The organism is Rhizobium sp. GW821-FHT14E12, from assembly GCF_058803745.1.
In genome coordinates this window covers 195,280-213,577 of the sequence record NZ_JBXAPH010000002.1, presented here as the reverse complement: position 1 = coordinate 213,577, position 18,298 = coordinate 195,280, and the positions used below count along the sequence as shown (strand labels likewise).

Here is an 18,298-nt window from a genome sequence, read left to right as displayed (position 1 = left end):
GAGAAGTTGGAGGCGTCTCGGATTCTGTTTTTGGGAGGAACGGATGACTGAGCGGAATACTGCGCCAAAGACGCAGGTGTCGCGCCGCGACGCCTTGAAGCTGGGCCTTGCAGCCGGCGTCGGGTTCACGGTTTTCGGGATGAATGCGCGCATTGTGCTTGCCGATGAGGGCCAGGTGCTGAAGGTCGCCAATCCCGCTTTCGATCAGGATTGGTCGCCATTGCGCGGCGGCGGCAGAACCTTCCGCTGGAACTCGATCTGGTGGGCCTCGCCGATGTATTTCGACAGCAACGGCAAGATCCAGCCATACGTCTTCACCAGTTGGGAGACCTCCGACAACAAGGTCTGGACCTTCAAGATCGATCCCAAGGCGGTCTTTTCCGATGGCAGCAAGATCACCTCGGCCGATATCAAGGGTTCGTGGGAAGTGGCCTCCATGCCGAACACCAAGAGCCAACGCGCCGACCAAGTGTTAGGCAAGGTTCAGGGCTACAAGGACATCAGCAATGGCGCGGGCACGGAACTGACGGGCGTCTCGACACCCGACGAGAGCACCGTCGTCGTTACGCTCACCGAGGTCGACCCGATCTTCTTCATGCGCCTTGCCAACCATATCGCGCCAATCACCAAGGCGGCGCAGTCGCGCGGCAACGACGGTGAAGAGATCATCGATTGGTACAAGCCGGAAAACAAGCCCGTCTTCTCCGGCCCGTTCAAGCTCACCAGCATCGACATCGACGCCGGCAAGCTCGCCTTCGAACCGAACGAGAATTTCTTCGGGCCGAAGCCGAAACTGGCGCGCATCGAAATCACCTCGATCGAGGATAACGTCACCGCGACCTCGCTGATCAAATCGGGCGAATTCAATGCTCATACCGAGCTGATCACCTCGACGATCATACAGGATCTCGGCCCCGAATTCTCCGCCGGCCCGCTCATCCCGACCAGCCAGCACTTCTGGTTCAATACGTCCCGCGCGCCGATGGACGATCCGAAGGTTCGCCAGGCACTGATCATGGCGGTCGACCGCGATGGGCTGTTCAAGGCCTCCTATCCGGATGGCCCGCACAAAAAGACCGATCAGATCCTCAACGCCGTGCCCGGCGCGGAAAATTCCGGCTTCGAACCCTACCCCTATGATCCCTCGGTGGCCAAGAAGCTGCTCGCCGAATCGAGCTATGGCGGCCCGGAACGCCTGCCGAAGATCCTGTTCGTCGGCATTTCCGCGCCGGCCATTCAGGCGGCCGCGCAGTTCATCGCCGAACAGTGGCGCCAGAACCTCGGCATCACCGCAGTCGACATGAAGCCGCAGCAGGACTCCTATGCCGGCCCGGACCAGAATTCGGTTCAGGTCTTCCGCGACGATGTCGGCACCCGCGTTCCGGACGCCGTCTCCTATCTCGCCGGCTGCATCGCCTCGACCTCGTCGAATGCGCAGAACAAGCTTGGCGGATACAAGAACGACAAGGTCGACGCGGCCCTTGCCGAAGCGGCGACAAAGGCCGTCGACGATCCGCAACGCGTCAAGCTTGCGCAGGATGCCCAGAAGGCATTCCGCGACGATTGGGCCTTCATTCCATGGTATTCTCAGGCGATGTCACGCTGGGCCACCAAGGAGGTCAAGGGCATGAACAAGAACCTCGACTGGCAGGTCGTGGCGCCCTGGGACATTTCGATCGGCTAGTCCGCGCTGATCGCGGACCACTTCGACCAACAACTGGGAGGTGACCTTGCTACGCTACGTGCTGACCCGGTTTGCCATCTGGATTCCGTCGGTGCTGATCGTGATGCTGGCCGTCTATGCACTGGCATTCTACGGCGCTGGCGATCCGATCAAGCTCATCTTTCTGCGCGCGCCCGGCGATGTCGCCTACAATCCGCAGCGCATCGAGGCTATCCGCGAAAGCGCTGGCCTCAACAAGCCGTTCATCGTCCAGTTCGGGCTTTACATCTGGAACCTGCTGCACGGCCAGTTCGGCAATTCGCTAAGCTCTGGTCGGTCCGTCTGGGCGATGGTCTCGGCGGCGGCACCGGTATCCTTCCAGCTGGCGCTCTGTTCCATCATCCTGACGACGATCGTGGCCATCCCGCTCGGCATGATCGCCGCGCTGAACCAGAACACGCGTATTGACTATGCCATCCTCGGCTCCGCCCTCTTCCTCTGGGCGATCCCGGCCTATGTTGCCGGCCCGCTCCTGATGGTCGGGCTGATCGTCCTTCTGCCGGGCGTGAAGGTGCCCTATGGCTGGGGCGGCGTACTCGACCTACGCATTCTGTTGCCGCTCATCGTGCTCTCCTTTCAGCCGATTGCCCTGATCGTGCGCCAGACGCGCGCCGCCGTCATCGAGGTCCTGTCGGAGGATTTCGTCCGCACCGCTCGCGCCAAGGGCGTGCCGGAGATCATCGTTGCGCTTCGCCATATCCTGCGACCGGTGCTGACGCCCGTGGTTACCCAACTCGGGCTGATCATGATCACCATCGTCAACGGCGCGATCTTCGTCGAACTGGTTTTCGGCCTGCCCGGCCTCGGCCGGCTGACGGTGCAGGCGCTGATCAATTCGGATTATCCCGTCATCCTGGCGATCACGCTCATCGGTTCCTTCCTGGTGATGCTCTCGAACCTTCTGGTCGATGTGCTCTATCCGCTGCTTGATCCGCGCGCCAACGATGCAAGAAGGAGCCGCTGACCATGTCCGCCGTCCCTCTCTCCCCGATCGCCAGCGAAGAAGAGCCGCCAGTCAGCCTGTGGCGCGACGCATGGCATCGTCTGAAGCGCAACAAGCTCGCCATCTTCGGCCTGATCGCTGTCACCATCCTCGCCTTTGCGGCGATCTTCGGGCCTTATCTCACGCCCTATGACTATCTGAGCCAGGATCTCCAGGCGCGAAACGCAGCCCCCTCGTTGCATCATCTCTTCGGCACGGACGATCTCGGCCGCGACGTCTTCAGCCGCGTTGTCTTCGGCACGCGCACGGCCTTTCTGGTTGCGATCGTCGTCACCTTTATCGCCGTGTTGATCGGCCTCACGCTCGGCGCCATCGCCGGCTTCTTCGGCAATCCATTCGACCGCGCCATCATGTGGCTGACGGACATGACCATGTCGGTTCCGAACCTCCTGCTGGTCGTCGTCATCAACGCATCGTTGAAATCGCCGATTTCGAAATGGATGGAGGCGCGTTACATGGCGACGCTCAATCCCTTCTATCGGGAGACCATATGGGTCGACTTCATGCTGGTCTTCGGCTCGATGGCGCTGATCTCCTGGCCGCCCTATGCGCGCCTCGTTCGCGCGCAGGTGCTGTCGATCCGCAGCCGGCCCTATATCACCGCGGCGCAGGCGCTCGGTCTTTCCAACTGGATCATCATGAAGCGCTATGTCGTTCCGAACGCACTCGGGCCGCTGATCGTCTCCGTCAGCGCCGGGCTCGGAACCGCCATGGTACTGGAAAGCGCCTTCAGTTTCCTCGGCATCGGCGTCAATCCGCCGACGCCAAGCTGGGGCAATATGATCTCGGATGGCCTGCGCGTCTGGCAACACTATCCCCATCTCCTCGCCGCTCCAGCGGCCGTCCTCGGCCTTGCCTCGGTCGCCTTCAGCTTCCTCGGCGACGGCCTCAACGACGCGCTCAATCCGCGAGGCAGCAAATGATCGATACGAGCACATCCAACGAACGCCTGCTCGATGTCCGCGGCCTGACCGTCGAAATCGCCGGCCGCAACGGCCCGGCCGTCGTGGTCGACGGCATCGATCTTCACGTCAACAGGGGTGAAACGCTCGGCGTCGTCGGAGAGTCCGGCTGCGGCAAGAGCCTGACGATGCTAAGCCTGATGCGGCTCTTGCCCAACAAGATCAGGGTGACGAAGGGGTCCGCCCACTTCGATGGCCGCGACCTGCAGACCATGTCGAACCGCGAGTTGCGCAAGGTGCGCGGTGGCGATATCGGCTTCGTCTTCCAGGATCCCATGACCTCGCTGAACCCGGTGATGCGTGTCGGTGACCAGATCTGCGAGCCGTTGATCTATCATCGCGGACTGCGCAAGGGCGAGGCTCGCGAGCGTGCCGTCGAACTGCTGCGCCTCGTCGGCATCCCCGGCCCGGAGGAGCGGCTGCAGGCCTATCCACACGAGCTCTCCGGCGGCATGCGCCAGCGCGTGATGATCGCGATCGGCCTCGCCTGCAATCCGAAACTGCTGATCGCCGACGAGCCGACCACGGCGCTCGACGTGACGATCCAGGCCCAGATCGTCGACCTCGTGAAGGAGCTGCGCCGCAAGCTCGGCATGTCCGTCGTCTGGATTACCCATGATCTGGCGTTGATCGCCGGCCTCGTCGACCGCGTCGCCGTGCTCTATGCCGGCACCGTCGTCGAAGATGCGCCGGTCGATGAACTTTACGCCCGTCCGAGCCACCCCTACACGCGCGGTCTACTGGCCTCGATCCCAAAGCTTTCGGATGCGCCGTCGAGCCGGCTGAGTTCAATCGGCGGGACACCGCCGGAACCAGGCCGCCGACCCAATGGGTGCCCGTTTGCGCCGCGCTGTCCGCTGGCGGAGGCCACCTGTCACGAGCGCGTGCCAAAGCTCGAGCCATTGAACGGCGCCGGAAACCATCGTACCGCCTGTTTTGTCGTCCAGAAAATGCGGGAAGCTGCATGATGAGCGTCCAACCGCTGCTTAAGATCGAAAACCTAGTGAAGCATTTCCATGTCCGGCTCGGCGCCTTCGGCGAACGCGCGGCAACCGTCCATGCGCTCGACAATGTCGACCTTGAGATTATGGAGGGCGAGACGCTGAGCCTCGTCGGTGAATCCGGTTGCGGCAAGTCGACGACAGGCTTCACCATCCTCAACCTCTACAAGGCAACCAGTGGCCGGATCATCTACAAGGGGCAGGATCTCGCGGCCTTGAGCGAGAAGGAGATGCGGCCCTTCCGCCGCGATCTACAGATCGTCTTCCAGGACCCCTATTCGACGCTCAACCCACGCATGACAGTTGGCGAAGCGATCGGTGAGCCGATGCTCTTTCACAAGCTCTGCACCAAGGCCGAGCTGAAGGACAAGATTGCAACGCTTCTGACCGATGTCGGCCTGCCGACGCGCTTTGCACAGCGTTATCCCCATGAGCTTTCCGGCGGCCAGCGCCAGCGCGTGGTCATCGCCCGCGCACTTGCCTGTCAGCCGAAATTCATCGTCTGCGACGAGGCGATCTCCGCGCTTGACGTCTCGATCCAGGCGCAGATCATCAATCTCCTGCTCGACCTGCAAGAAAAATACGGCCTGACCTATCTTTTCATCGCGCACGATCTGGCCGTCGTTCGCCACATCAGCACCCGCGTCGGCGTCATGTATCTGGGTCGTCTGGCGGAACTTGCGAGCCGCGAGGAGCTCTTCGGCAACCCGCTCCATCCCTACACCAAGGCGCTCCTCTCTGCGGTTCCGGAAACCGATCCGGCGCTGGAGCGCAGTCGCACCCGCCAGATCCTGCAGGGCGACGTGCCGAGCCCGCTCAACCCGCCGAGCGGCTGTCGCTTCCATACCCGCTGCCCGATTGCGATGGATGTCTGCGGCAAGGCCGTCCCCGACTGGAAGGAAGCCAAGCCCGGTCACTTCGTCGCCTGTCATGCGGTCTACACGGGAGTGGATGCATGACGCTGAAGGTTGCGATCATAGCCGACGACCTGACCGGCGCGCTCGACACGGGCACGCCCTTTGTCGAGGCCGGTCTCTCCGTGACCGTCGCGATCGATATAGACGCGATACCGGAAGCGCTCGCAAGCCGCTCCGAAGTCGTCGTGATCAATACGGATTCGAGGGCATTGTCGGCGGAGGACGCCGTGGAGAGGGTCCGCCTTGCAGCCAACGCTCTTCTTGCGGCCGCGCCGGACATCATCCTGAAAAAGATCGACTCGCGCTTGAAGGGCCATGTGGCGGCGGAAAGTGCGACTCTTGCGGCCGTCTTCGGTCACCGCGACATCGTGATTGCGCCGGCCATTCCGGATCAGGAACGCTTTACCCGAGACGGCAAGGTCGTCGGCCGGGGCGTGGATTATCCGCTGCCGATCGCCGAACTCTTCGAGGCACACCCGGAGACGGTCCTCATCATCGATGCCGAGAGCGACGACGATCTCGACCGGCTTATGGCGAGACATGACTGGAAGACGGCGCTTGCCGTTGGCGCGCGCGGCATCGGTAGCGCGCTTGCCCGCCATATCGGCCGAGGAGGCACGGCCGGTCAGGCTTTCGTGCCAACCGGCAGGACGCTTTTTGCCTTCGGCTCCCGCGATCCGATCACGGCAACCCAAATGGACACGCTCGAGGCTTCGGGCAGCTTACGCACGACAGTCGACGCACCGATGGGCCTGGTGGAGTGCGACAAGGGGCAGATGCTTCCGCTTCTGCTCCGCTGCACCGGCGACCTCACCGAGGAGGCGACGGCTGTGGCCGACCGTTTTGCGAAAGGCGTAACATCGGTGATGGAGGATACCCATCCGGATATGCTGATGATGGGCGGCGGCGATACGGCCGTCGCTGTTTTTCGCGCACTCGGAATTCGCCTTCTGACGCCGAAGGGCGAAATCGAGGCGGGTATTCCATGGTTCGACGTGACGATGGCTAACGGCGCCCGGCTCGGCTGCGCGGTGAAATCCGGAGGCTTCGGGAATTCTGATAGTTTGCTAAGACTGATTCCGCAGAATCAGGCGGCCTGAGACAATGCCGGCAGGAGAATGAACGTGGACGAAGCAAATGGTGCATCGGCAAATGCGCAGGCGGCTCCGGCAGCCAAGCCCGAGCGCGGCAAGGCCGTGAAGCTTGTTGATCGCGTTTTCGACCAGTTATTGGAACGCATCCGCTCCGGAAACTACCCGCCGGATTCGCGCCTGCCGGGCGAGCACGAGCTTGCCGCGATGCTGGGTGTTTCCCGTCCCGTCATCCGCGATGCTTTGGCGCGATTGCGCGACCAGGGCATGGTCTATGCACGCCAGGGCGCCGGCACCTTTGTCAGCGCTCATGGCTCGCCGATCGCCCAGCTCGCCTATGCGCCGGTCAAGACGATCGCCGATATCCAGCGCTGCTACGAATTCCGTCTGACGATCGAGCCGGCCGCCACCTATTTCGCGGCGAAGAGACGCGATGATGCCGCCATCCAGAAAATCGCCGCAGCACTGGCGGATCTTCGCGAGGCCACCAGCCATCAGCTTCATCGCACGGATGCCGATTTCAATTTCCACCGCTCGGTGACGGAAGCCGCCAACAACCATTACTACACCGCGTCCATGGACGCGCTGAAAGCCCATATCGCCGTCGGCATGCATCTGCACGGATTGTCGCTGCTTGGCCCGAGACAGGGACTTGAGCAGGTATTCCAGGAGCATAATGCGATCTACAAGGCGATTGCCGAGGGTCGTGCAGAAGATGCCCGAAACCTGATGCAGGCCCACCTTGAAGGCTCAAGGGACCGCCTCTTTGAAGGACGGGCGCTCGACCTGTCGTTTTAGCGACCCCAAGAATCCCCTCAACCGTCCGCTTGCCTGCCAAGCCTTGTGGATATAAGAGCGATACGTAATAACGTATCCTCTTGAGTTCGAGGCCCGATGTTCCAAACATCGCTATCGAAGCTTCTTATCGGGATCGGTCATCTAACCTCATCGCGGCGCAAACGAGGAGGGCACGAAGCCTCCTTCAACCGGGCGCGAAAGAGCGCAATCGAATACGACAATGCAGGATACGATTTCCAAGCATACGCAGCAGCCCCTCGATATCAAAGACCGAGCAAATTTCCAGCTTGCGGCGGTTCAAGCCCATGACCTTGCAAGCCAGGGCTTTAGTGTGGCGATTGTCGCGGCCCTGCTTTTGGTCTGTGCTCTGATTGCAAACACGTTCAGCCTCAACGCGATCTGGATTGCTTTCTTCTGCAACAATGCGGCCGCACTTATCCTGTTCGGGACGGGGCTTCGATCTGCCCATGACGTCGCGCGGTGGCGTCGGGAGCAGGCCGGCCTTGCCAGTATCCCGCTGGGAAGGTCCACGCAATGGCTCATTGCGGTCGTCACCTCGCCATGGTCGTCGCAGGGCATGGAAGGGTCGGAGCCGGTTGGGCGCGGAACCGGGAGTGCATTCTTCGCGGGGCAGTCGCTGCTGTCGCGCATCGGCGCCCGTCCGCTCTTGGTCTTTGGCCTTTCCCTTTTCGCATGCTTGATCGTCTATGCCGGATGGAGCCTGAAGGCAGACGATGTAACGATCGGGACGATGACCTTTCTCATCATCGCGGTCTGTCTGGCTTTCGCCTTTCTTCTGCTGGTGGCGGAAAGGCGGCTTGCCGCAATCGATGTGGTGGAATGGCCTGAGGCGAAAGCGATTGCCCAATTGGCGCGCTTGCCGATTTTCGTGCTCGCCCTGTCTTGCTTCTGTCTGTTCCTGAGCGCGCGCGGATCCGGGCTCTCCATCATACTCCTGGCAGCGTTGGGGGGCTTTGTCGCGCTTGTCGGGCTTGAGTTCCTGTTGCGTGCGGTCGCCTCCATGTTCCGCCCGCAAAACGACAGCGGCGAGCCGGCATTGATCGCCACAAGCCTTGTCGCGGGCACTCTTCAGTGGCCACCCCAACCATTGGTCAGCATTCAATCGGAGTTGCGGACCAAGCACGGCATCGACCTTCGGCAGATCTGGGCCTTTTCGTTCATTCGAAAGGCCGCTCCAGCCATCATACTCGGAACGCTCCTTCTGGGCTGGCTGCTGAGCGGCGTGCGCGAAATTCCGATGACCGGCCGGGGCGTGTATGAGCGGTTCGGCAAGGCCGAGGGCATCCTGCATTCCGGTCTGCATATCGGTCTTCCTTGGCCGTTTGGCCGTGTCATTCCCATCGAGAACGGCAGCGTGCACGAGCTGGCAACCGCCGTCAGCACAAGCGCCGATGGCGAAGCGCTGGCCGATGCCGAAGGGCCTGCGCCGGAAAGTGCGAACCGGCTGTGGGATGCTTCGCATATCAGCGAGAAATCGCAAATCATCGCCAGTGGCACTGGCGGCGAGCAAAGCTTTCAGATCGTCAACATGGACGTGCGCTTTGTCTATCGCATCGGGCTTTCGGATGAGGCGGCGATGAAGGCGGCCTATCGGGTCGCCGACCTGCCAGCCTTGATCGAAAGCACCGCGAACCGCGTATTGGTGCATGATTTCGCCAGAAGAACGCTCAACGATGTCCTGAGCGAAGGCCGGTTATCGCTGGCAAACGATATCGCCTCGGCAGTCCAGAAGAACATGGATGAGCTGAACAGCGGCGTCGAAATCCTGGCGGTGGTCGTCGAGGCCATCCATCCACCCGCCGGCGCGGCCAATGCCTTTCACGGGGTCCAGGCAGCGCAGATCAGCGCCGAAGCGCTGGTTGCGCGCGAGCGGGGAACAGCAGCCGAACAGACGAACGAGGCGCAATTGAATGCCAGCCTCGCGCAGGACAATGCGACGGCGACGGCAAGGGAAGGCATAGCGGCTTCTGAGGTCGCAAAGCTACGCTTCCAGGCAGAGAAATCGGCCTTCCACGAGGCGGGACAGGCGTTTCTGACAGAGGAATACTTCAATCAACTGACGATGGGATTATCCCATTCAAAGGCTCTCGTCCTCGATCACCGTATCGGCGGAAGCATCGCTCCGACCCTCGATCTCCGGGGCATGATGCTGCCGGTCGATCCCGACACAAGTGCCGAGCCTGGCACTCCATACCAAAGCGAAGAAACCGGCCCATGACTGACGCGCACGCCCATTCGGGCTCGGACCATCACGAGCACGATCATCATTCTCACGGCGATGATCACAAGGAAACAATGCCCTTTCGGTGGTCTCGCCTGGTTGTTGCGATGATCGTCGTCGCCATCATTCTGGTCGCCGCCTGCCTCGTTCAGGTGAGATCGGGAGCCGCGACAATCATCACCAGATTTGGCAATCCGGCTCGGGTTCTGATCGATCCCGGTCTCACCTTCCGGCTTCCCATTCCCCTGGAAAAGACCATCGACGTCGATCTGCGCGCCAAATCGACGTCCAGCGGCCTGCAGGATGTCGGCACCAAGGATGGGTTGCGGATCATCGCGCAAGCCTACGCGATCTGGCAGGTCCCGCCCGATCCGGATGCCATCAAGCGCTTCGTGCGGTCGGTTCAGAACCAACCGGATCAGGCAGCAGCGCAAATCCGCACGTTCCTCGGATCGTCGCTGGAAACCACGGCCAGCAATTTCGACCTGTCGTCGCTGATCAATCCCGATCCGAACAAGCTGCGGATCGATGCGCTGGAGGCACAGCTCAAGGCCCAGATCGCACAGCAATTGTTCGATACCTATGGCTTGCAGGTTGTCGATGTCGGTATCGAACGCCTGACCCTGCCGTCGGTGACGTTGAGCGCCACCGTCGACCGCATGCGGGCCGAGCGTGAGACGATCGCCACCGAACGGGCGGCTGTCGGCAAACGCCAGGCCGCGGAAATCCGTTCCGCAGCCGAACGTGACGCCAGAGTGTTGCAGGCGGACGCAACCGTGAAGGCTGCCGATATAGAGGCGAAATCCCGCGTCGAAGCGGCGCAGATCTATGGAACGGCCTATAAGAGCGCGCCGGAACTTTACGAACTGCTCCGCTCCCTCGACACACTAGGCACCATCGTCAATTCCAACACGCGCCTTGTCCTGCGCACCGATGCCGCACCTTTCCGGGCCTTGGTCGATGGGCCACCCAGCGCCGCATCGGCCGGCGGAGCACGTTAGAGATGAATGCGGTCGGGGATAGGAATTCGACAGCGCAGCATCAGGCTGTTCGTCTGGTGTCCATGCTGCTGTCCGCGATCATGGTGCTTGCGGCCGTTGGCTGGGCGACCTCCAATATCAGGGAAATCGCACCGCAAAATCGGGCCGTCGTCTTTCGCCTGGGCGCCTTGAACCGGGTGCAGGAATCCGGCCTGTTATGGGCTTTGCCCGCGCCTTTCGAAAAGGTCTTGCTGCTGCCCGACGCCGCAACGGTTCTGGAACGCCGGATCGATGGATTGCTTCGTTCGCCAACCGCACAGGCCGGTGAGGCCGACGCGGCAACGGAGAGCGACACGCTGGCGGGATCGGGATATCTGCTGACCGCCGACGCCAGTGTCGTTCAACTCGACATCCGCGTCTTTTATCGGGTGACCGATCCCTCCGCCTATGCCCTGCAGCAGGATCATGTCCTGCCGGCGCTCGACCGCCTCGTGACCCGCAGCGCCGTTGTGATCTGCGCTTCACGCGATCTGGACAGCATTCTAGTCGCCCGCCCGGAGCTGGTTTCCGCCGACAGCGATGTCGCCGAGCGCCGCGAACGCTTGCGCGCCGACCTGGTGAACAGCATCAACGCCAGCCTCAGCTCCTTGAAATCGAAGGGCATGGGTCTCGGGATCGAGATCGACCGCACCGACGTTCAATCCGCGCTTCCGGCGACGGCCGTGAGCGCATTCGACGGGGTACTGACCGCAAGCCAGCAGGCAGAGCAGGCGATAGCGTCGGCACAGAACGATGCGGAGAAGGACAGGCAGGCCGCCGATCAGGAAGCCGACCGAATCGTGCAGGTGGCAGAAGCCCAATCCAGCGAACGTCTGGCAAAGGCGCGCGCCGATACGGCCACCGTCACCGGCTTTGCAAGCGCGCAAGGCTCCGATAGCGACCCCGGCCTCCTCTGGCGCCTCTATCGCGATCGCGTTGCCAAAATCCTGTCGCAGGCAGGCTCGGTGGTCACGGTCGACCCCAGGGACGATGCACGCCTCATCCTGCAGGGAGCCGAGAAATGAGTGTCGCGACCGATCATTCCCACGGCTCCCATGGCCACGCGCATCATCACGGCCATGTGCTCAGCGCCGGCCTGCTGACGGCCAACGAAAAGCAGGCGGCGGCCGTTCAGCTCACGCTTGCCATGATCGCCCTGAGCCTGCTCGCGCTCGGCATCGCATGGCGCTGGCTTGCGCCGGACGAAGAGGGCGTCAGCCAGCTTCTGCTAGCGGCGGCCTCGTTGATCGTTGCCGTTCCGGTCATACGGTCCGGTTGGCATAGCCTGCGTCATCCAAGTCTGCATGGCATCACCGATCAATTGATCGCTCTTGCCATGCTGGCCGCCTGGGCGACGGGCGATCTGCTGACCGCGGCCCTCCTCCCGATCATCATGATATTCGGCCATGTGCTGGAGGAGCGCAGCGTCATCGGATCGAAAGAAGCGATGGAGGCACTGGCGCGTCTGACCCACAGCCACGCACGGCTGATCACCGCGGACGGCTCGACGCGTGACGTCGACAATGCCACGCTGAAGGCAGGCGATCTGGTGGAGGTGAGAGCGGGAGACCGCATTCCCGCCGATGGTCGCGTCAGAGAGGGACAGGCAAGCCTCGACACTGCGCCGATCACCGGCGAATCCGTACCGCTTGAAGTCTCTGCGGGCATGGAGGTCTTCGGCGGCGCGATCAATCTGGACGGCCGTCTCGAGATCGAGGTGACCCGAACCGGCGAGGATTCGACGCTCGGAAAAGTCATCGCGCTGATGCAGCGCGCGGAAAATTCAAAGCCGCCGATCACCCGGCTGCTAGAGCGCTACGCCCAGCAATATCTGGGCTTTGTGCTGACAATAGCGGCCATTGCCTGGTTCCTTACCTATAATGACCAGATCATGCTGGCGATCCTGGTCGCGGCCTGCCCTTGCGCCCTCGTCCTGTCAGCGCCGGCAACGGCGATTGCCGGCATCGCGGTCGCCGCACGCCACGGCATCCTCATCCGTAGCTCGGCATTTCTCGAAGAATTGGCAGACCTGACCTCCCTGGTCATCGACAAGACCGGCACCCTCACCTTCGGCCGGCTTCGTCTGCAGGAGATCAGGCTGACGGGCAATACGGACCGGGAAACCATTCTGGCCCTGGCCGCCTCCCTGGGCGCCGCCAGCAGCCACCCGGTCAGCCGGGCGCTGGCCTCGCTCGTCGCCCATGACGCTTACCATTCGCTTGCGAACGTCAGGGAACTGCAAGGACTGGGTGTCGTTGCAGGTACGGCAAAGGGCGAAGTCGCCCTCGGGCGTCCCGAATTGTTCGAACGCCTGTCGGTCGTCGTTCCCCCGGTCCCTCCGCATGACGGTCCGCTCGCGGGCCTTTCCATCGGCGGGGAGTTCGTCGCCTGGCTTCTCCTGTCGGACACGATCAAGCCGGAGGCAGCGGTCGCGATGACGGAGCTGCGGGCGCTCGGGCTCAACCGGCAGCTTCTGCTCACCGGCGACCGTCAATCGGTCGCACATGCCCTGGCACGCGAGATCGGTATAACCGACGTCGCGGCCGAGGCCCTGCCTGCGGACAAGCTGAAACGCGTGCTGAGCGAGACGAAAAGCGGCTTCAAGCCTCTGGTCGTCGGCGACGGGATCAACGACTCGCTCGCCCTCAAGGCCGGGGCCGTCGGGATTGCCATGGGCGCGGGCGGCGCCGATATTGCGCTTGCCTCCTCGGACATCATCCTGATCGGCAGCGATCTGCGACGGCTCGGTACATGCATCCGTCTCAGCAGGCTATGCCGCCGGACATTGAGGGCTAACGTCATCATCGGCCTCGGCTGGACCGTGGCGATCGTCGCTTTGGCGGGTTTCGGTTTTCTGGGAGCGGCGGGAGCCGTCGTCGCCGCCCTCCTCCACAATTTCAGTACCCTACTGGTGCTGGCGAATGCCGGGCGGCTGATGCGATATGACGAGCCGCTGGCTGCGCAATTATGAGCTCGCTATTCCGAGCCGTCATCCGCTTCAGGCGAATCTTCCTCTAGGCTCTCCAGGACACATTCCGTGCGCCGCACGATACGAATAGAGCGCGCAAGCCTTATCTCGTATTGGTCGGCGGACTCCCTCACGTTGAGGCGCTCCTCCTCCAGGGAACGTTGACGCCGGTGAAGCTGCTCGAGCTCCGCCTTCACCATAGCCGCTTGCCGTAGTGATGTGTGCAGCTCCTGCCCGTTGACCTGCCGGCCTGGCTGCATCAACCGCGTCGGCGACGCAGCATCCGCTCGCTCGGCTGTGGAGCGAAGATCCAACGCAAGGGCCTCTGTCTCGGCTTCCATGTCAGCCAATCGATGACGCAGCGCCGCGAGTTGTCTGGCAAGACCGTCGGCGCGGATATTTCTGATCAGCAAGAGTTCCGCAAATATGTTCGCATCGTCCATCTGAGGTACCAGTTGCCAAGATGATCAGTTCGCCGCGGCGGGAGGCGTGATCATTTCTACATGGCCGCTCTTGATCACCTGCACCGTTTCCACGGTTGATCGGTTCAACACCATCTCGACCGCGGAGACGAAAGCCGTGGGGCCTCGCACGATAACAAGGTCGCTGGCCGGATCATATCGGATGGCGTCTTCGGGGTAGAGCGGAAAGAGTGCGTCGATGGCGCTCCGCGTCACGCGCCAGCCTCGTCTCTTCTGCTCCAGGACCACGGTCGTGACTTCATTCTTGGGCGCAATGATGACCCGGCTTCCGTCAAAGGCGACGAACAGATTGCTGACACGGCCGAGCGCCTCGAATGCGGCGACGCCCTCTTCCTTCACCGACCAGTTCTCCACCTGACCGGTTAACTTTCCGGTGGTCGTGACCGGTATTCCGGACATGAAGGACAAGGTATCCACCACGTCGGCCACCGGCTGGGACACGACATTGAGGCGTACGTCCTGCCCACTGGCCGCCGCCTGTACCGTCAACGGCGCCAGCACGATGAGAAGGGCAATCGATGATACGTGCAACTTCATCACGATGATCTCCAATCTTTTTCGGCTTACCTCTAGCATCCCGTCTATAAATATCACAGATCGCCATTGTCATTTTTTAATATAAAGTTAACATCATTTTGTGATTTAATCGATTAACTCAAATAATATTTCGGATATTCAACAATATCTAAATATCCGTATTGCGATAACCCTATCCAAAATACGAATTAACCGAAATTTAACAACGATATCTTGATTATTACTATCGTTTAAGCAATGTTGTGCCTGCTTAACCGCAAAGGAGACAAGCAATGGCTACAACCCCTACCAGCAGCACCTCCACTCTGGATGCTGGCATCAACTCCGCTATCGGGAGCTTCAAGGCCGCTCAGAACGAAGCAACGGCTCAGAGCTTGCAGGTCGCAACCGAGATCACCAAGATCAACGGCGTTGCCAACGCCATCAAGAAAATCGGCCCGGGCTGATGCTTTCAGCGGAGCCGACCATCGTCGGCTCCGCTCCCTTTTTCGTTACCAAGCCCGTTCATGGCACCGCGCCTTTCCCTCATCATAGTGATTGTCTGACGGCTCGGATTGGCCGGAAAGGCGTCCGAAACAGAAGCCGCCGTTGAAGATCATGCCTACGGTCCCATCTCCATCATCGGTCATTTCCAGCAAGACAACGGACGGCAATAACGCGCCGATCTTGCGCATCGCGCGTGCCGGGCGAGCATCCGTCCATGACCTTGGTCCAGGGACATACACCGTCGGCGGCGGGCCGACCTGTGACTTCGTCATTCTGGGCTGCGATCCGGAACCCGCATTTCGCCTGCATGTTTCCGATGTGACGAAGCGAATGACTGCCACCATCGAAGCACTGCGCGACGACGTGGCCATCAACGAATCTGTCCTGGATCACGGCGAGCGCGTTTCCATCGGCTCCAGCGAAACCATCCGCTTCGCGGACGTCGAGTGCCGTATCGAGAACCTCTCGTCGTATCCGCCTGCCCGACAGCCCCTGACCTTCCGCAGAATGGTGGCCGCCTGCCTTCTGATGCTCGCAGCTCCCCTCCTGTACATCGGCTTCGGTTCGGACCGGGAGCCGGCGCCGCCCGTCCAAACGGCACAAATCAAAACCGTTGCCCCGCAGCCGACCGCCGGTTCGATCACCGAAGAGCTGGGCGAAGCGATGCGACTGGCCGGCCTGCAGCTCGGTGCGAAACTCGCGGACAATGGAGCCGCGATCCGGATTGGTGAGGGCTCCAAGCCGCTCGATATTGCCAGCAAGACACGATTGGACGGCATTCTAGCCGCCATTTCGCGCCGCAGCCCCGTTCCTGTCGTCGACATGACGACGCTCTCGTCGGGCCTGGCCGGCTTCGTCGCCGCCGCCGGCTATGCACCTGTCAAATTCATCATCGGCAATGACGGCCGGCGCTACCGCGAGGGGGAAACGGTTTCCGGCGACTGGCGCATCAAGGAGATACGCCCGGGGGAAATGGTGGTCGCCCGCGGCAAGGAAACCGACACGATCAGCTTCGATCCCGCGCCGGACAGGAAATTGCGGCTGGCGCGCACCGCGGGCGACGGAGGAGCGTAATCCATGATCCGCATCCTGCCGCCATTCGCAGCCATCGCCAAACGAACCGATATCCTGTTTGCGGGATTTTTCGCCGTTATCGTCGCCATGATGGTGCTGCCGATGCCGACGGTGCTGATCGATGCGATGATTGCCTTCAATCTCGCCTTTGCCTTCGTAGTCCTGGTGACGACGATCTACCTGCGCAACGTGCTCGACATTTCCACCTTTCCCGCCGTCATCCTGATCGGAACCCTGTTTCGTCTCGCCTTGACGATTTCCACGACGCGGCTTGTGCTCGCCGAGGGCGATGCCGGCGAGATCATTTCCGCGTTCGGTTCCTTCGTCGTTGCCGGCAATGTGGTCGTCGGCCTCATCATGTTCCTGATCGTGGCCCTGGTTCAGTTCATCGTCGTGACCAAGGGGGCTGAAAGAATTGCCGAAGTCGGCGCCCGCTTCACGCTTGACGCTATGCCCGGCAAACAGCTTGCCATCGACAGCGATCTACGCAGCGGCCATATCACCGGCGAAGCCGCGCAGAAGCGACGCTCGCAGCTGGAGCGGGAAAGCCAGTTCTTCGGCGCCATGGACGGCGCCATGCGTTTCGTCAAGGGCGACGCTATCGCCGGACTGGTGATCGTCGCGGTCAATCTTCTCGGCGGTCTGGCGATCGGTATCTTCCAGCGTGGATTGAGTTTCTCCGAGGCCGCCCACCTCTATTCGCTGCTGTCCATCGGCGACGGTCTCGTCTCGCAGATCCCGTCGATGCTGATGGCCGTTGCCGCCGGCACGGTCGTCACCCGCGTCAGCGCCGACGAAAGCAGCAATCTCGGCAATGAAATAGGCCGTCAGTTGGTGAAGGAGCCCCGCGCCCTTGGCATCGCCGCCGCGATCACGCTGGGAGCCGGCCTCATTCCCGGCTTTCCAACCAGCGTCCTCTGGCCGATCGGCATCGGCCTTGCCACGCTGGCGCTTGTCCTGGTCCGCAAGCGCAGATCCCTATCACCGGCGCTCGACGCCGCAAAGGGAGTGGCTCATCAGCAGAACGGCACAGCCACCGCCGTCCTCGATCGCGCCAAATATGGCGACCCCATCGTCGCGACGCTCTCGGCTGCCACCATGTCCCGGCTCGAGGCCGACAATCTTGGCGGCCATCTCGATGCGCGCATTCGCGTTGCGGCCCGCGCTGTGGGCGTCGCCATCACCGTGCCGACATTCAACGCCGATCCCCGCATGGGGGAGGATATGATCCATATCCAGGTCGAGAACGTGCCGGCCGGGCTTATCTCCTGCAAGGCCGATCGCCCGGCGGAGCTGATCGCCCAGGATATCGTTCGCATTGTCCGGCGTCATACCGGCTCGATTTTCAGCGTCGATGACGCAACGCAGTGGCTTGCGAGTCTTGAGCCTCGGCTGGGCAAACTCGCCATCGACGTTCGCACCCAGGTTTCACCGATGCTGCTGGTCGCCGTCATTCGACGCCTGCTCGATTCCGGCGTCACGCTGTCGCAGCCGCGCGGCCTTCTGGAGACAATGCTCAAGATCGAGCCACACGAGCAGGATCCGGACAAATTGGCCGAGAAGGCGCGGTGGGCTCTGTCGCGGCAGATTGCCTTCGGTCTTCTCGATCAGCGGGGACTGCTCCCCGTGCTGTCGCTTTCGCCGGAATGGGAACGTTTCGTCCGATCTTACGGCGACGCTTCAGACAAGACGGAGAAGGAAGAGATCAGCGAAAAGCTGCGCCGACTGGCGAACGAAACCAAGGATGCCCTGGCGGATGCCAACGAACGCGGCTTCGATCCGGTCGTCGTCATGCCGGGCGAACTGCGCTTCCTGACGCAAGCATTGATGATCCGGCACAATTGCCGCGTGCCGGTCGTCGCAATCGAAGAAATAGACCACGACATTACCTCCGATGTCGTGGGCATGGTCGGAGTGCAGCAAGAAAACGCTGCGTAACAACAAGCCCGATCAGGCGTGAAACTGAACACAGTCGCGACACCTATCCAAGGGAAA

General features: G+C 61.7%; 16 protein-coding genes. 14 read left to right on the top strand and 2 right to left on the bottom strand.

The genetic code is table 11. The annotated features are described in order from the left end of the window. The first annotated feature begins 43 nt into the window (after positions 1–43). The 11 genes from AC1RO0_RS09175 to AC1RO0_RS09125 all read left to right on the top strand — a co-directional run bounded on the left by AC1RO0_RS09175 (position 44) and on the right by AC1RO0_RS09125 (position 13,727). A complete protein-coding gene (locus tag AC1RO0_RS09175) occupies positions 44–1,684 on the top strand; it encodes an ABC transporter substrate-binding protein (protein ID WP_498592589.1) in 1,641 nt (546 codons plus the stop codon). Between the two features lie 46 nt (positions 1,685–1,730). Then, complete coding sequence (locus AC1RO0_RS09170) at positions 1,731–2,687, top strand: ABC transporter permease (RefSeq protein WP_498592588.1); 957 nt, start codon at positions 1,731–1,733, stop codon at positions 2,685–2,687. A 2-nt stretch (positions 2,688–2,689) separates the two neighbouring features. Then, positions 2,690–3,649, top strand: a complete 960-nt coding sequence (locus AC1RO0_RS09165; RefSeq protein WP_498592587.1) for an ABC transporter permease — start codon at positions 2,690–2,692, stop codon at positions 3,647–3,649. Then, on the top strand, positions 3,646–4,656 hold the full coding sequence (locus AC1RO0_RS09160; RefSeq protein WP_498592586.1) for an ABC transporter ATP-binding protein: 1,011 nt from the start codon (positions 3,646–3,648) through the stop codon (positions 4,654–4,656). Before AC1RO0_RS09165 ends, AC1RO0_RS09160 begins: the two co-directional genes overlap by 4 nt. After that, positions 4,656–5,648 carry an ABC transporter ATP-binding protein gene (locus AC1RO0_RS09155; RefSeq protein ID WP_498593357.1) on the top strand — a complete coding sequence of 331 codons (993 nt, stop codon included), beginning with the start codon at positions 4,656–4,658 and terminating at the stop codon, positions 5,646–5,648. Before AC1RO0_RS09160 ends, AC1RO0_RS09155 begins: the two co-directional genes overlap by 1 nt. After that, positions 5,645–6,706, top strand: a complete 1,062-nt coding sequence (locus AC1RO0_RS09150; protein ID WP_498592585.1) for a four-carbon acid sugar kinase family protein — start codon at positions 5,645–5,647, stop codon at positions 6,704–6,706. Before AC1RO0_RS09155 ends, AC1RO0_RS09150 begins: the two co-directional genes overlap by 4 nt. Before the next feature lie 24 nt (positions 6,707–6,730). After that, positions 6,731–7,495, top strand: a complete 765-nt coding sequence (locus AC1RO0_RS09145) for a FadR/GntR family transcriptional regulator (RefSeq protein ID WP_498592584.1) — start codon at positions 6,731–6,733, stop codon at positions 7,493–7,495. Between the two features lie 220 nt (positions 7,496–7,715). Next, positions 7,716–9,734: a protease modulator HflK gene (gene hflK, locus AC1RO0_RS09140; protein WP_498592583.1), complete on the top strand. Its 2,019-nt coding sequence runs from the start codon at positions 7,716–7,718 to the stop codon at positions 9,732–9,734. Continuing rightward, positions 9,731–10,738 (top strand): protease modulator HflC, encoded by a 1,008-nt coding sequence (hflC, locus tag AC1RO0_RS09135; protein WP_498592582.1) that lies wholly within the window; start codon positions 9,731–9,733, stop codon positions 10,736–10,738. Before hflK (AC1RO0_RS09140) ends, hflC begins: the two co-directional genes overlap by 4 nt. Positions 10,739–10,740: 2 nt before the next feature. Further along, positions 10,741–11,781: a protease modulator HflK gene (gene hflK / locus AC1RO0_RS09130; protein WP_498592581.1), complete on the top strand. Its 1,041-nt coding sequence runs from the start codon at positions 10,741–10,743 to the stop codon at positions 11,779–11,781. After that, positions 11,778–13,727, top strand: a complete 1,950-nt coding sequence (locus tag AC1RO0_RS09125; RefSeq protein ID WP_498592580.1) for a heavy metal translocating P-type ATPase — start codon at positions 11,778–11,780, stop codon at positions 13,725–13,727. Before hflK (AC1RO0_RS09130) ends, AC1RO0_RS09125 begins: the two co-directional genes overlap by 4 nt. 5 nt (positions 13,728–13,732) lie before the next feature. On the opposite strand, the gene AC1RO0_RS09120 is transcribed toward AC1RO0_RS09125, so the two are convergent. Continuing rightward, the gene (locus tag AC1RO0_RS09120) at positions 13,733–14,167 is read right to left on the bottom strand and encodes a hypothetical protein (protein ID WP_498592579.1); all 435 of its coding nucleotides are present in this window, start codon (positions 14,165–14,167) and stop codon (positions 13,733–13,735) included. Positions 14,168–14,191: 24 nt separating this feature from the next. Next, complete coding sequence (locus tag AC1RO0_RS09115) at positions 14,192–14,743, bottom strand: hypothetical protein (protein ID WP_498593356.1); 552 nt, start codon at positions 14,741–14,743, stop codon at positions 14,192–14,194. 272 nt (positions 14,744–15,015) lie between these two features. On the opposite strand from AC1RO0_RS09115, the gene AC1RO0_RS09110 reads away from it, so the two are divergent. The 3 genes from AC1RO0_RS09110 (at position 15,016) to AC1RO0_RS09100 (ending at position 18,241) form a co-directional block, all read left to right on the top strand. After that, on the top strand, positions 15,016–15,189 hold the full coding sequence (locus AC1RO0_RS09110; RefSeq protein WP_498592578.1) for a hypothetical protein: 174 nt from the start codon (positions 15,016–15,018) through the stop codon (positions 15,187–15,189). A gap of 220 nt (positions 15,190–15,409) precedes the next feature. Next, complete coding sequence (locus AC1RO0_RS09105) at positions 15,410–16,303, top strand: hypothetical protein (protein WP_498592577.1); 894 nt, start codon at positions 15,410–15,412, stop codon at positions 16,301–16,303. 3 nt (positions 16,304–16,306) lie between these two features. Beyond that, positions 16,307–18,241, top strand: a complete 1,935-nt coding sequence (locus AC1RO0_RS09100; protein ID WP_498592576.1) for an FHIPEP family type III secretion protein — start codon at positions 16,307–16,309, stop codon at positions 18,239–18,241. Positions 18,242–18,298: the final 57 nt, after the last annotated feature.

What these genes read in the sequence shown, in the direction of transcription:
- hflK (WP_498592583.1), top strand. Translation starts at nt 7,716, where the DNA reads ATGCAGGATACGATTTCCAAGCATACGCAGCAGCCCCTCGATATCAAA.
- AC1RO0_RS09125 (WP_498592580.1), top strand. Translation starts at nt 11,778, where the DNA reads ATGAGTGTCGCGACCGATCATTCCCACGGCTCCCATGGCCACGCGCAT.
- AC1RO0_RS09155 (WP_498593357.1), top strand. Translation starts at nt 4,656, where the DNA reads ATGAGCGTCCAACCGCTGCTTAAGATCGAAAACCTAGTGAAGCATTTC.
- AC1RO0_RS09110 (WP_498592578.1), top strand. Translation starts at nt 15,016, where the DNA reads ATGGCTACAACCCCTACCAGCAGCACCTCCACTCTGGATGCTGGCATC.
- AC1RO0_RS09165 (WP_498592587.1), top strand. Translation starts at nt 2,690, where the DNA reads ATGTCCGCCGTCCCTCTCTCCCCGATCGCCAGCGAAGAAGAGCCGCCA.
- AC1RO0_RS09100 (WP_498592576.1), top strand. Translation starts at nt 16,307, where the DNA reads ATGATCCGCATCCTGCCGCCATTCGCAGCCATCGCCAAACGAACCGAT.
- AC1RO0_RS09150 (WP_498592585.1), top strand. Translation starts at nt 5,645, where the DNA reads ATGACGCTGAAGGTTGCGATCATAGCCGACGACCTGACCGGCGCGCTC.
- AC1RO0_RS09160 (WP_498592586.1), top strand. Translation starts at nt 3,646, where the DNA reads ATGATCGATACGAGCACATCCAACGAACGCCTGCTCGATGTCCGCGGC.
- hflC (WP_498592582.1), top strand. Translation starts at nt 9,731, where the DNA reads ATGACTGACGCGCACGCCCATTCGGGCTCGGACCATCACGAGCACGAT.
- AC1RO0_RS09175 (WP_498592589.1), top strand. Translation starts at nt 44, where the DNA reads ATGACTGAGCGGAATACTGCGCCAAAGACGCAGGTGTCGCGCCGCGAC.
- AC1RO0_RS09120 (WP_498592579.1), bottom strand. Translation starts at nt 14,167, where the DNA reads ATGGACGATGCGAACATATTTGCGGAACTCTTGCTGATCAGAAATATC.
- AC1RO0_RS09115 (WP_498593356.1), bottom strand. Translation starts at nt 14,743, where the DNA reads ATGAAGTTGCACGTATCATCGATTGCCCTTCTCATCGTGCTGGCGCCG.
- hflK (WP_498592581.1), top strand. Translation starts at nt 10,741, where the DNA reads ATGAATGCGGTCGGGGATAGGAATTCGACAGCGCAGCATCAGGCTGTT.